Source organism: Nocardiopsis sp. LDBS0036, from assembly GCF_041228755.1.
Taxonomy (GTDB): domain Bacteria; phylum Actinomycetota; class Actinomycetes; order Streptosporangiales; family Streptosporangiaceae; genus Nocardiopsis; species Nocardiopsis dassonvillei.
Genome location: NZ_CP141103.1, coordinates 1,390,201 through 1,403,119, shown reverse-complemented (window position 1 = coordinate 1,403,119; position 12,919 = coordinate 1,390,201). Strand labels below are relative to the sequence as shown.

Sequence of the window (12,919 nt, the reverse complement as noted above, 5' to 3'; positions counted from 1 at the left end):
TAAGAAGTATGGAGATGATGATCGCAGCGCCCGAGGCGGCCCCCGGGGAATGTTCCCCGGCCGTGGCCGCGCTGGCCGGTGCGCGCGAGGTCCTCCACCAGGCGTTGAACGCCGAAGTCCCGCCCGGGGCCGACGAGGCCGCCGCTGAGGAGATCGCGGCGCTGTGGGCGCAGCTGGACCAGATCCGGTATCAGGCGTTGACGCGGATGGCGCGCCTGTACGCACGTGGTGAGGTCGCCCGCTACAGCGGCTACTCCACGCTGGACAAGTGGTTGGTGCACCACGGCACGATGCCCACCGCCCAGGCCAAGGATTTGGCCCGCCTGGCCCAGCACGTGCAGGAGGAGACGCTGCCCGCCACTGCCCAAGCAGTAGCTGAGGGCAGGGTGGTGTTGGGTGAGGCGGTCGCGATCGCCAAAGCCACCGACAAAGCCGTCCAGACCCGCGACGCCCAGCATTTCCCCGATCAGGGGGAGTATCGGCAGGGGTTCGAAGCGGCTCTGGTGGCCGCCAAGGCGGAGCGGCCCGCGTTGTCGGTCAACCAGCTCCAGTCGGTGGCCCGCCAGGTCGCCTACCGTTTGGACCCCCACCGCCTGGACCGCGACCACGAAGCCGCCCATGCCGCCCGTGGACTGACGGTCCATGACACGTTCCAGGGCAGCTACCAACTCCAGGCCTGGGGCGGGTCCGGGGATGCGTTGATCGTGCGCGCGGCCATCGACACCTTCACCACCCCACCCTCGGACCAGGACACCCGGTCCCGGTCCCAGCGCGAGCACGACGCGCTCATCGCGGCGCTGCGTTTCGCCACCACCCACACCGGATGCGCCAACGCTCCGGCTCCATTGGCGCAGATCCGCATCGTGGTGCCCGTGCAGACCTACCTGGACGCCCAAGGCCAAGAGGTTCCCGCGTTGGACGAGCACGGTCGGGTGATCCCGGTCGGGCTGGTCCACGAACTCGCCGCCGATTCCGAGGTGGTGCGGATGCTCACCGCACCGCCCACCGGACAGGTGTTGGATGTGGGCCACAGCCGCCGCCTGGCCTCAACCCGCCAACGCACCGCCGCCTTCCACGGACACGCCACCTGCGCCCACCCGGGCGGATGCGAAGTGCCAGTCGCCCTCTGTCAAGCCGACCACGTCACCTCGTTCTCCCGGGGAGGGCGCACCGTGGTCGCCAACCTCCAACCGCTGTGCGGGCCGCACAACCGGGCCAAGTACCAACGCGAACTGCGCACACACCGCCAAGGACAGCGGCGGGGACGGGGAGGAGACCACCCGCCCGGCGGGGATCCGGATCCACCGCCCCGGGAATGACTCCCGGGTCGTGCCGGTCCCCGGCATGCCCGCGCCCGACAGGCGGCCCGGGCCCCGCGCCCACCGTGGTCGCTGCCACCGTCGCCCACCCCCACCCCAGGGGCCGGCACCGCTGCCCGAGGCCCGACAGCCCCGCCGCCTTTGGTGCCAACGCAGCAAAGCCCCACCACCCTCGAACACCAACCGTTGATCGCCCTCCCGCACCACCTCGCGGCAGCTGACGCCGCTACCTCGACCACCACCCGCAACCAGGTCGTTGATCGGAGCCCCCAGACACCCGCTGCCTTTGGCGCCAACGCAGCAGAGCCCCACCATCCCCGAACACCAACCGTTGGTCACCCCCCCGCACCACCTCGCGGCAGCTGGCGACGCCACCACCGGCCACCATCCGCAACCAGGGCGTTGAACGGAGTCCCCGGACACCCACTGCCTTCGCTGCCGCTACAGCAGGGGCCTCCACCTCTCAGGGACTCGGCGTTGCAAGGGGCTGGCACTGTGGGGTTCGCACTGTGGGGCTGGCACCGTCCGACCCGACCCGGGTCGAACGCCCGACCCGACCCGGCCCGCCCCGCCCCGTTCCGGTCGGGGTGGGGCGTGTCACACTCGGGGGGTGACCGAGCCCGAAGTTCTCCCCGGAGGCGGCGTTCTGCCGACCCGCCCGATCCTCGGCGGTTTCCATCCCGACCCCACGGTGTGCCGCGTCGGCGACGTGTTCTACCTGGCGTGTTCGAGCTTCGAGTACGCCCCCGGGGTCCCCCTGTTCCGGTCGTCGGACCTCGTGTCCTGGGAGCGGGTCGGCGCGGTGATGGACCGGCCCTCCCAGCTGGTGCTGTCCGGCGCCGCGCCGTCCTCGGGCGTCTACGCCCCGACCCTGCGCCACCACGACGGCACCTTCTTCCTGGTGACCACCAACGTCTCCGACGGCCCCGGGCACCTGCTGATGACGGCGACCGACCCCGCCGGTCCCTGGTCCGACCCGGTGCGGATCCGCGGCGCGGACGGCATCGACCCGGACCTGGCCTGGGACGGGGACGGCAGGTGCCTGCTCACGTGGTCGGACGGCGGCATCCGCCAGGCCGTCCTCGACCCGGCCACCGGTGAGCTGTTGTCCCGGCCGCGTCCGCTGTGGAGCGGTACCGGGGGCCGGGATCCGGAGGCGCCGCACCTGTACCGGGTGGGGCGGTGGTGGTACCTGGTGGTCGCCGAGGGCGGCACCGGCCCCGGACACGCGGTGACGGTCGCCCGGGGGCCCTCGCCGGAGGGCCCGTTCGAGGCCTGTCCGCACAACCCCCTGCTGACCGCCAGGGGGACGCCGGGCCCGGTGCAGAACACCGGCCACGCCGACCTGGTCGAGCGGCCGGACGGGTCGTGGGCGGCGGTGTTCCTGGGGGTGCGCCCCTCGGGCTCCTTCCCCGGGTGGCACGTGCTGGGCAGGGAGACCTTCGCCGCCGACGTCGCCTGGCGCGACGGCTGGCCCGTGGTGATCGGACCGGTCGAGCCCGGGGAGCCGCCGCGGGTGCGCGCCTCGCTGGGCGAGGGGAAGCTCGGCCCCGGCTGGGTCGGCGCCGGGGTCTTCCCCGACCGGGTGCTGCGGTGGTCGGGGGACCGGTGGCGGATGTCGCCTCCCGGGGACGAGGAGGTGTTCGTCGGCCGCCGCCAGGAGCACACGACCATGACCGTCCGGGCCGGGATCGACGCGGACGGGGGCGCTGGCGCCCTGGAGGTCCGCGTCGATCCCGCCCACCGGTTCGCCCTGGAGGTCGGGGGCGGGCGGGTGCGCGCCGTCGCTCGGATCGGACCGCTCACCAGCGTGCTGGGGGAGGCGCCCGCGTCCGCCGACACGGTGCTCGAACTGCGGGTGGAGCCCTCGACGGCGCCCGAGTACAGCCGCGAACGGGGACCGGACGTGGTCGTCGCCGCGGTCCGCACCCCCCAGGGCGCCACCGAGCTGGCCAGGATCGACGGACGCTACCTGTCGACCGAGGTCGCGGGCGGGTTCACCGGCCGCATGGTCGGGGTGAGCTGCGGCCCGGGCGGGATCGGGGTGCGTTTCGTGGAGTACCTCGGCGGAGCCTGACCGGGCCGCGGGGCCGGCGGCATGGTCGCCTTCCGCCGAGGACGTGCCCCGGCGGAGGCCGGACCCGCCGCGGACCTTCGCGCGGTCCCGGCCGCGCACGGCTCAGACGCCGACGACCCCCTGCGCGGCCCGGTAGAACAGGGCGACGGTCACCGCGCCGGGGTCCGGGCTGCCCAGGGCGGCCTCGCCCACGTAGCTGGTGCGCCCCCGGCGGCCGAGCAGTTCGCTGGTGCCGTCGGCGCCCTCCCGCGCGGCCTCCGCGGCCGCCCGCAGCCCGGCGTGCAGCCCCGCGCCGCTGGCCACCGCCCCGGCCAGCGCCTCCGAGGCCGGGGCGACGGCGTCGACCATGGTGCGGTCCCCGACCTCGGCCGACCCCAGCCGGTGCAGGGTCGCCCACCCGTTCGCGGTGGCCTCGGCCACCATCGCCAGGGTGAACGCCTCCGCGCCCGCGCCCGCCTTGCCGAACTCGCGGAACCACATGCCGAACAGCGGGCCGCTGGTGCCGCCGCTGTGGCCCAGGAAGGTCTCCGCCATCACCTCGAAGGGCTGTCCGGCCGACCCCGTGGCGGCGGTGTCGGCCAGGGCCTCGCGCGTACGGCGCAGCGCGGTGGTCATGTTGGTGCCGAAGTCGCCGTCGCCGCTGCGGCGGTCCAGGTCGGTGAGGTGTGCGCCCTCCTCCTCGACCGCGCCGATGAAGGCCTGCACCCACCGCTCGACGTCGGAGGGACTGAGCTGCTCTGCCATGCCGGTGCTCCCGTTCGGACTGTGGTGGGACGGACGTTCTACCAGGTGAGCGCGGGTGTGGCGGCCGGAGCGTCCCACAGCTCCAGCACCTCGTCGTCGGCCGCCGTCAGGGTGACCGAGCAGCCCGCCATGTCCAGGGAGGTCACGTAGGACCCCACGAGGGAGCGGGCGACCTCTATCCCGGCGTCGTCCAGGACGCGCCGCGCCTCGCGGAACACCCCGTACAGCTCCAAGTCGTGTGTGGCGCCCAGGCCGTTGACGATGGCGATGACCCGGTCCCCGCGCCCCAGGCCCAGCTCCTCCACCAGCGGCGAGACCATCGGGGGCACCAGCTCGCGGGAGGGGCCGAAGGCCCGCCGTTGCCGGGCCCGCTCGCCGTGGATGCCCACGCCGAACTCCACCTCGTCCTCGGGCAGCTCGAACGAGGGCCGCGACTCGCCCGGGTGGGCGCCCGCGGCCAGCGCCACGGACAGGGTGCGGCTGCGTTCGGCCACCCGGCGCCCGAGCGCGGCCAGCTCCGCCAGGTCGGCGCCGCGCTCGGCCGCGGCGCCGCAGACCTTCTCCACCGCCACGACCGCCGCCGTGCCCCGGCGTCCCGGACCCCCGCCGTCGCCGGTGTCGGTGGCCAGGTCGTCGTCGACCAGGACGATCTCGCTGCGTACACCCGCGTCGGCCAGCAGCTCACCGGCGATGCGGAAGTTGAGCACGTCGCCGGTGTAGTTCTTGACCACGTGCAGGACTCCCCGGCCGGTGTCGGCCGCCTGCGAGGCCGCCCGGATCTGCACGGCGGTGGGGGAGGCGAAGACGGCCCCCGGCACGGCGGCGTCGAGCATGCCGGTGCCCACGAAGCCCACGTGCAGGGGCTCGTGGCCCGAGCCGCCGCCGGAGACCACCGCGACCTTGTCCGCGGCGGGTCGGGCGCGTACGACGTAGGCGGGGTCGGCGTTGAGGCGCACGTGGCGCGGCCAGGCCGCGGCGAACCCCTCCAACGCCTCGGACACCACGTCGCCCGGCTCGTTGATGAACTGTCTTCGCATCGGCACGCTCCGTAGTTCTCGCTGCGGCCCCCCGCGGCGCCGTATGCGACATAGCCGTGCGTCGCCCCGTCCAAACGTCCCCGGCCGCGCTGTTCTCAGCCCGGTGGCCGCATCCGCGCCCCCCGGACGTTATATGCGCGTTATGAGCAGATTGGCGCTGACCTCTTGTTTTTCTCTGCGTAAAGCGCGCAGTATGTCCCTGTTCACATGCGCGAAATGAGCAGGAGTGGTCATGCGTCACCAAGGGCTGCTGGACGCCGTCACCGACGGCGTGCAGAGGGTCGAGGACCTCGCGCGGGAACTCAGCATCAGCCCCTCCACCGTGCGGCGCGGGCTGGGCGAACTGGAGAGGGCCGGAAAGGTGGTCCGCACCCACGGCGGCGCGGTCCCCGCGCCCGCGGGCGCCGAACTGTCCTGGACCCAGAAGAGCCTGCGCAACACCCCCGCCAAGCGGCGCATCGCCGAGCACGCCGCCGCGCTGGTCGAGGACGACCACGTCGTCCTGCTGGACGCCGGGAGCACCACCACCTTCGTGGCCGAGCGCCTGGCCCGGCGCTCGGGGCCCACCGTGGTCACCTCCGGCCTCGGCCCCATGGCGGCGCTGCACGACGCCGAGGGCATCGAACTCGTCGTCGTCGGCGGGCGCGTGCGGCGCAGGCGCGGCTCCATCGTCGGCGACTACGCGCACGGCGTGCTGGACCGCATCACCCCGCACATCGCCTTCATCGGCGCCGACGGGCTCCTGCCCGGCCGGGGGCTCAACTGCCCCAGCCCCGAGATCGCCGCCGCCAAGGAACTCCAGATGCGCGGCGCCCGGCGGATCTTCGTGGTCGCCGACTCCACCAAGGTCGGCTCCGGCCCCCACCCGTACTGGGCCGTCGTCCCCGGACCCTACGGCCTGATCACCGACGACGGGATCGGAGCCCGCGAGCGCGAGGCCCTCGACGCCGATCCCGCCTGCACCCCCCACGTCGTCGCGGTCGACGCGGGCACGCGACCGCAATGACCCCCTGAAAGGCACCTGGTATGGAAGTACAGCTCCTCGCGGCACTGCTCCTGGGCGTGGCCACCGTCATCGCCCTCATCCTGTGGTCCCGGCTGGACGCGTTCATCGGACTGCTCGCCGGAGCCCTGGTCACCGGCGTGGTCGCGGGCGTCCCCGCCCCCGAGCTGGTGGAGCACCTGACCACCGGCTTCGGCAACACCCTCGCCGGAATCGGCGTCGTCATCGCCCTGGGCGTGATGATCGGCACCGTCCTGGAACGCAGCGGCGGCGCCGACGCCCTGGCCAAGGCCTTCGTCCGCATGGCCGGGAAGGGCCGCGAGGACGTGGCGATGACCGCCACCGGCGCGGTCGTGTCCGTCCCGGTGTTCTGCGACTCCGGCTTCGTCATCCTGCACCCGCTCGCCCGCTCCCTGGCCAGGCGCTACGGCAGGCCGCTGGTCGTGATGAGCCTGGCCCTGGCGGGCGGGCTGTCCATCACCCACCACCTGGTCCCGCCCACGCCCGGCCCGCTCGCCGCCGTCGGGCTCCTCGGCGCCGACCTGGGCACCACCGTCCTGCTCGGCGGGGCCATGTCGATCCTGCTCATCCCGGTCGTGGTGGTCTATGCGCGCTACATGGGACCCCGCCTGGAGGCGAGCGTGGAGCCGGGCCTGGTCCCCGAGAACGCCGCCGCGGGCGGGCCGGGCACGGCCACCCGCAAGGTCGCCGGGCTCGGAGACGCCGCCCCGGCCGCCGGGCGCGACGTCAGCGAGGAGCCCCCGGACCCGGGCGTGAGCGCGCTGACCGCCTCGATCCCGCTGCTGCTGCCCCTGCTGCTCATCGTGGGCAACACCCTCACCGGCGCGCTCGCCGAGGGCAGCGCGGTCGCCGACGTCTTCGCCTTCCTCGGCAACCCCGCCATCGCCCTGGTCATCGGGCTGGTCGTGGCCGTCTACACGCTGCCGCCCCGGGGGACCGGGCGCAGGGAGGTCGTCTCCTGGCTGACCGCGGCCGCCGCCTCGGCCGGGATGATCGTGTTCATCACCGGCGCCGGAGGGGCCTTCGGCGAGGTCCTGCGCGCCTCCGGCGTGGGCGACGCGCTGGCCGACGCCGTCTCGGGCTGGCCCGTGCCGATGTTCCTGCTGCCGTTCGTGATCGCCACGTTCGTCCGGCTGGCCCAGGGCTCGGGGACCGTCGCCATCATCACCTCCGCCACCCTCAGCGCCCCGATCGTGGCGGCGGCGGGGATCAACCCCGCGCTCGCCGTGGCCTCCGCGTGCGCCGGCTCCTTCGTCTTCTCCTACGTCAGCGACTCCTACTTCTGGGTCGTGACCCGGTTCACCGGCCTGTCCGGCGGCGCCGCCATGAAGATGTGGAGCGGGATGACCACCGTGCTGTGGCTGGCCAGCCTGCCGCTGCTGTGCGTCGCCGCCCTGGTCCTGGGATAGGGGGATCCCGTGGCGCAGATCCTCGTCCTGTCCGACGACCTCACCGGAGCCAACGCCACCGGCGCGCGCTTCGCCCAGACCGGCATGCGCGTGGCCTCGGTGGACGCCGGGCACGCCGCCCACGCGGCCCCGGCCTACGACGCGGTCGTGGCCAACCTGGACAGCCGCCACCTGCCCGCCCACGAGGCCGCCGGGCTCGTCGCCGCCACCGTGGACCGGCTCTGGCCGGTGGACCTGGTGGTCAAGCGCACCGACACCACCCTGCGCGGCAACGTCGGCGCCGAACTGGAGGCCGCCTGGCGGGCGGTGCGCGGGCGCACACCGCCCGGAGTCCGCGTCCGCGTGCTCTTCGCGCCCGCCCACCCCGCCTCCGGGCGGATCACCGTGGACGGCGTCCAACTGCTCGACGGGGTGCCCCTGGAACGCACCCAGCTGGCCCTGGACCCGCTGAACCCGGTCCGCACCAGCGTGGTGGCCGACCTCGTCGCCGAGCAGAGCGCCCTGGCCGTGCGGCACCTGTCCCTGGGGCGGGTCACCCGCGCCGACCTCGTCGGTGAGCTGCTCGCGGGCGACGAACCCGTCGTGCTGTGCGACGCCGTGACCGAGGACCACCTGGCCGACATCGCCCGGGCGGCGGCCGCGGCCTCCCGCGGGGACGGCACCGTCTGGGTGGCCGCCGACCCCGGCCCGTTCGGGGCGCTGCTCGCCCGCGAACTGGGGCTGCGCGGCACCGCACCCGACCCCGGGCCGGTCCTGGCCGTGGTGGGCAGCGCGACCGAGCTGACCCGGCGCCAACTCGACACCGTCGCCGAGGACCCCTCGGTGGAGTTCGTCGACGTCGACGCCGGGCGCTTCACGTCCGACCCCGGGCACCGCGACGAGGTCGCGCGGCTCCTGGTCGGAGCCCTGACCAGGTCCTCCTTCCCAGCGGCGGTGGTCGTGCGCACCCGCGCCTCGGCCGAGGACGTCGTGCGCCTGCCGGCCGAGGCGCGCCGCGCCATGCCCGGCATGCTGGCCGCGCTGGTCGCCGGGGCCGTCGCCCGGATCCGGCCCAGCGCGCTGTTCTCCAGCGGCGGCGACGTCACCTCCGCCCTGCTCACCGCCCTGGACGTGCGGGCCCTGGACGTGGGCGGCGAACTCGTCCCGCTGGCCGTGCACGGCCGCCTGGACGGCGGGCCGCTGGAGGGCACCCCGATCATCACCAAGGGAGGGCTGGTCGGGGACCAGGACACCATCGCGCGCTGCCTGGCGCGGCTGCGCGACACGGTCAACGACAGGCTGCGCGGGGTGTCCGCGCGGATCCCGAGCGGAGGAAGACAAGAAGATGACTGAACGCCCGACCCTGGCCGTCACCGTCGGAGACCCCGTCGGCATCGGCCCCGAGATCACCGTGCGCACCCTGGCCGAGGTGGGCGCCACCGCCCCCGCGCGCGGAGTGGTCGTCGCCGACCCCGCCGTGCTGCGCCGCGCGGCCGCCGTCCTGGACCTGGACGTGCGGGTGCGCGCCCTGTCCTCCTGGGACCTTCCGCCGGAGCAGGAGGGGGTGGTCGACTGCCTCGACATCGACGCACTCGGCGACACCGCGCTGGAGTGGGGCGTGGTCGACGCGCGCGCCGGGGCCGCCGCGGTCCGCGCGATCGAGGTGGCCACGCGGGCGGCGATGGAGCGGCGTGTGGACGGGATCGTCACCGGGCCCATCAACAAGGAGGCCATCTGGGCCTCGGGCAGCCGCCACCTCGGCCACACCGAGATGCTCGGGGAGCTGACCGGCGTCACCCGCCAGAACACCATGTTCGTGGTGCGCGGCAAGAAGATCTTCTTCGCCACCCGGCACGTCTCGCTGCGCGGCGCGCTGGACATGATCGACGAGGAGCAGCAGGTGGGGGCGATCACCGAGGCGCTCACCGCGCTGCGCGTGTTCGGCCACGACGAGCCCACCCTGGCGGTGGCGGCGATCAACCCGCACGGCGGCGAGAACGGCGCCTTCGGCGACGAGGAGATCCGCCACCTGGCCCCGGCGGTGGAGCGCACGCGCGCCTCGGGCGCGGACGTGGTCGGGCCGGTCCCGGCGGACTCGGTCTTCCACCGCCTGCTGACCGGCCACTACGACGGGGTGCTCTCGCAGTACCACGACCAGGGCCACATCGCGGCCAAGACCTTCGACTTCGACGGGACGATCTCGGTGACGGTGGGCCTGCCGATCCTGCGCACGTCGGTGGACCACGGCACCGCCTTCGACATCGCGGGCCAGGGGAGGGCCGAGCACGGCACCATGCGCTCGGCCTTCCTGCACGGGGCCGACTTCGCCCGCTTCGCCGACCGCATCCGCGCCGAGTACGGGAACTGACCGCGGGCGGGGGCACCGCCGTCCGCGCCTCCCGGGAACCCGGTCCACCCGCCGTCCGTCCGCGTGTGGGGCACGGACGGGCGGCGGGCGCCCCGGCCTCAGCCCTCCCCGACGGCGGCGGGGGGTCGCGACGGGGCCGGACCGGACCGCTCGGAGCCGCCGCACGTCCCGGTGCCGCGGAGCCCGTCCGCGGAGCGCACGAGCGAGGCGACCTCCCGGGAGCGGCTGCCTGAGGGCCACGCGAGCACCGTGGTGACCGGCGGCGCGTCGACCACGGGCACCGAGACGTGCTCGGGCCACTGCCAGGCGCGGCTGGAGGCGGGGATGACCAGCAGCGTCCGGCCCAGCGCCACGAGCTGGGCGAGCTGTGACTGGGTGCGCACCTCCGGTCCGGGCCCGTCGGGGTAGGTCCCGTCGAGCCGGGGCCACCGGGCGATCGGCAGGCCCGGAACGTCGGCGACCTCCGCCAGCGTGAGCCGGTCGCGTGCGGCGAGCGGGTGCGCGGCGGGAAGGATCGCCACCTGGCCCTCGACGCAGAGCTCCTCGGTGTCGAACCCCGCGACGTCGTCGAAGGGGAGGTGCATGATCGCCACGTCGGCGCTCCCGTCGCGGAGCAGCCCCGCCTGCTCGCCGACCTCGCACAGCAGGACCTCGACCGGCGCCGAGCCGGGTGCGCTCCCCGCCGCGTCGAGGAGCCGTCGCAGCAGTTCGTGGGAGGCCCCGGCCTTCGTCACGAGCACCAGAGGCCGATCCGGGGCTCCGGCCCGCCGGGTCCGGCGCGCGGCGGCCGCGACCGCGTCCAGGGCCGATCGGGCCTCCCGGAGCAGCACCCCGCCGGCGTCGGTGAGCGCCACGCCGCGGCGGTTCCGGTCGAGGAGCGGGACGCCGAGCCGCCGCTCCAGCCGTCGGATCGCGCGCGAGAGCGGAGGCTGCGCGATGCCGAGCCGGTCGGCGGCGCGCCCGAAGTGCAGTTCCTCGGCGACGGCGACGAAGTAACGGAGTTCGCGGGTTTCGAGATCGTCCACACCGACAGCCTATGGACCCATACCCGGGGGGTATCACGGCCGACCGAGCCGGTATTGGACCGCGGGTGCGCGCTCCGCCGAGCATGGACTCCGTGAACGACACGAAGACCGCGCTGGTCACCGGCGCGAACAAGGGAATCGGTTTCGCCATCGCCCAGGGCCTGGGGGAGTTGGGCTTCACGGTCGCGGTGGGGGCCCGCGACGACGCCAGGAGGAAGGAGGCCGTCGAGCGGCTGCGCGCGGCGGGCGCCGACGCGTTCGGCGTCGCCCTCGACGTCACGAGCGACGACAGCGTCTCCGCCGCGGCGAAGACGATCGAGCGCGAGGCGGGGCGGCTCGACGTGCTCGTCAACAACGCGGGCATCGCCGGCCGCGCCGACGGCGGCGCCCAGGACCCGACCACCCTCGACCTCGACGTCCTCCGCGAGGTCCTGGACACGAACGTGTTCGGGGTCGTGCGGGTGACGAACGCGATGCTGCCGCTGCTCGGCCGCGCGAGCTCGCCGCGCATCGTCAACATGTCGAGCAACATGGGCTCGCTGACGCTGCGGACCGGCCCGGTCCTGGCCGCGTACGCGCCGTCCAAGACCCTGCTCAACAGCGTCACGGCGCAGTACGCCCGCCGGTTCGCCGACACGAACGTCATCGTCAACGCCGCCTGCCCGGGCTACGTGGCGACCGACTTCACCGGGTTCAACGCGCCACGCACGCCCGAGCAGGGCGCGGCGATCGCGATCCGGCTCGCCACCCTGCCCGACGACGGACCGCGCGGCGGCTTCTTCGACGACGAGGGCGCCGTCCCCTGGTGACCCCGGACAGGCGGCGGGCGGCCGGTCAGGCGCCCAGACCCGACATCAGGTCGGCGAAGGGAACCGGCTCCTCGTAGGGGTCCGCGGCCTCGGGGGAGCGGTCCGCGGCCAGCGCCGCGAGCTGGCGTCCGGCGCGCTCGACGCGCTGGGTCAGCTCGCGGCCGCCGCCCTCGCCCGAGCCCCAGTCCTCCGAGGCCGCGTACACGCCGGTGGGCGCGACCACCGAGCGGGTGTGGGCGAACATCGGCCGCAGCGCGTGCTCCAGCACCAGCGAGTGGCGCGGGCTGCCGCCGGTCGCGCCGATCAGCACCGGCATGCCGTCCAGGTCCTCGGGGTCGACCACGTCGAAGAAGGACTTGAACAGGCCGCTGTAGGAGGCGTTGAACACCGGGGTCACCGCGATGATCCCGTCGGCTCCGGCGACGTCCTCCAGCACACCGCGCAGCTCACCGGTGGGCACCCGGGTGGTCATCGCGTTCACGATGTCGTGCGCCACCTCGCGCAGCTCCACGGTGCGGGTGCGGACCTCGTCGCCGCGCTCGCGCAGCGAGGCCTCGGCGGCGGCGGTCAGCCGGTCGGCGAGCAGGCGGGTCGAGGACGGCGTGCTCATCCCCGCCGAGACGGTCACCAGTGTGCGGGTCGCCATCTGTCCCCCTAGTAAAAAGCTTCTTGAGAAGTAGTTTATTGGCGAAACTACCAGAGGAACGGCGCGCCCGTCCCGGCTATTCCCGCGGGGGCACCCCCGGGGTGGGGGGCGGGCGTCCGCCGCGGAGTCGGGGTCCTCCGGGGTCGGCCGTGCTGCCGAACGCTGTTTTTTCGGGGTGTTTACATGTGAAGCCGTGGTGGTTATTCTCATGGGAGCGCTCCCGCATGACCTGGATCACATTGATTCGGGTTGCGCTTGGGGGAGCGTGAGTGTCCGCATTTCCGACCCATCCCGTTCCCGCCCTCCGCACTCCTGTTCTGGGAGCGCTCCCACCCATGGGGTCACCCCCCGCGTCGCCGCACCCTCCCCGGAGGACGACGTGCCCCGTGCACCACCCGCATCACCATCCGGATTCCACGCATCAGTCGGCGGCCCCGTGCCCCGACACTCTCGTCCCTCTGGCACCACCCCCCAACCATGAG

The 12,919-nt window shown here is 74.2% G+C and carries 11 protein-coding genes; 7 read left to right on the top strand and 4 right to left on the bottom strand.

Annotated elements, in window-relative coordinates:
* Positions 1-17 precede the first annotated feature (17 nt).
* Positions 18-1,319 (top strand): DUF222 domain-containing protein, encoded by a 1,302-nt coding sequence (locus tag UIS43_RS05935; protein ID WP_370013231.1) that lies wholly within the window; start codon positions 18-20, stop codon positions 1,317-1,319.
* 610 nt (positions 1,320-1,929) lie between these two features.
* Entirely contained in the window at positions 1,930-3,396 is a 1,467-nt protein-coding gene (locus UIS43_RS05930) for a family 43 glycosylhydrolase (protein WP_370012682.1), read from the top strand.
* Between the two features lie 102 nt (positions 3,397-3,498).
* Here the strand turns inward: UIS43_RS05930 and UIS43_RS05925 are convergent, their stop codons facing one another.
* Both UIS43_RS05925 and UIS43_RS05920 read right to left on the bottom strand, forming a co-directional pair.
* Entirely contained in the window at positions 3,499-4,140 is a 642-nt protein-coding gene (locus tag UIS43_RS05925) for a DAK2 domain-containing protein (protein WP_013153485.1), read from the bottom strand.
* A gap of 38 nt (positions 4,141-4,178) precedes the next feature.
* Complete coding sequence (locus UIS43_RS05920; RefSeq protein WP_358171999.1) at positions 4,179-5,177, bottom strand: dihydroxyacetone kinase subunit DhaK; 999 nt, start codon at positions 5,175-5,177, stop codon at positions 4,179-4,181.
* 232 nt (positions 5,178-5,409) lie between these two features.
* Between UIS43_RS05920 and UIS43_RS05915 the strand changes: the two genes are divergently transcribed.
* Genes UIS43_RS05915 through pdxA form a run of 4 tightly spaced genes read left to right on the top strand, consistent with a single transcriptional unit; the run spans position 5,410 to position 9,957 of the window.
* Entirely contained in the window at positions 5,410-6,183 is a 774-nt protein-coding gene (locus UIS43_RS05915) for a DeoR/GlpR family DNA-binding transcription regulator (protein WP_370012679.1), read from the top strand.
* A gap of 20 nt (positions 6,184-6,203) precedes the next feature.
* Positions 6,204-7,610, top strand: coding sequence for a GntP family permease (locus UIS43_RS05910; RefSeq protein ID WP_013153482.1), 1,407 nt, complete (start codon positions 6,204-6,206; stop codon positions 7,608-7,610).
* A gap of 9 nt (positions 7,611-7,619) precedes the next feature.
* Complete coding sequence (locus tag UIS43_RS05905) at positions 7,620-8,942, top strand: four-carbon acid sugar kinase family protein (protein ID WP_013153481.1); 1,323 nt, start codon at positions 7,620-7,622, stop codon at positions 8,940-8,942.
* The gene (pdxA, locus tag UIS43_RS05900; RefSeq protein WP_094803373.1) at positions 8,935-9,957 is read left to right on the top strand and encodes a 4-hydroxythreonine-4-phosphate dehydrogenase PdxA; all 1,023 of its coding nucleotides are present in this window, start codon (positions 8,935-8,937) and stop codon (positions 9,955-9,957) included. The genes UIS43_RS05905 and pdxA overlap by 8 nt, the downstream gene beginning before the upstream one ends.
* 98 nt (positions 9,958-10,055) lie before the next feature.
* On the opposite strand, the gene UIS43_RS05895 is transcribed toward pdxA, so the two are convergent.
* The gene (locus UIS43_RS05895; protein WP_358171994.1) at positions 10,056-10,982 is read right to left on the bottom strand and encodes a LysR family transcriptional regulator; all 927 of its coding nucleotides are present in this window, start codon (positions 10,980-10,982) and stop codon (positions 10,056-10,058) included.
* Between the two features lie 83 nt (positions 10,983-11,065).
* Here UIS43_RS05895 and UIS43_RS05890 point away from each other — a divergent pair, with 83 nt between their 5' ends.
* On the top strand, positions 11,066-11,791 hold the full coding sequence (locus tag UIS43_RS05890) for an SDR family oxidoreductase (RefSeq protein ID WP_013153478.1): 726 nt from the start codon (positions 11,066-11,068) through the stop codon (positions 11,789-11,791).
* A gap of 25 nt (positions 11,792-11,816) precedes the next feature.
* Here the strand turns inward: UIS43_RS05890 and UIS43_RS05885 are convergent, their stop codons facing one another.
* Positions 11,817-12,437, bottom strand: coding sequence for an FMN reductase (locus tag UIS43_RS05885; RefSeq protein WP_013153477.1), 621 nt, complete (start codon positions 12,435-12,437; stop codon positions 11,817-11,819).
* Between the last annotated feature and the right edge of the window lie 482 nt (positions 12,438-12,919).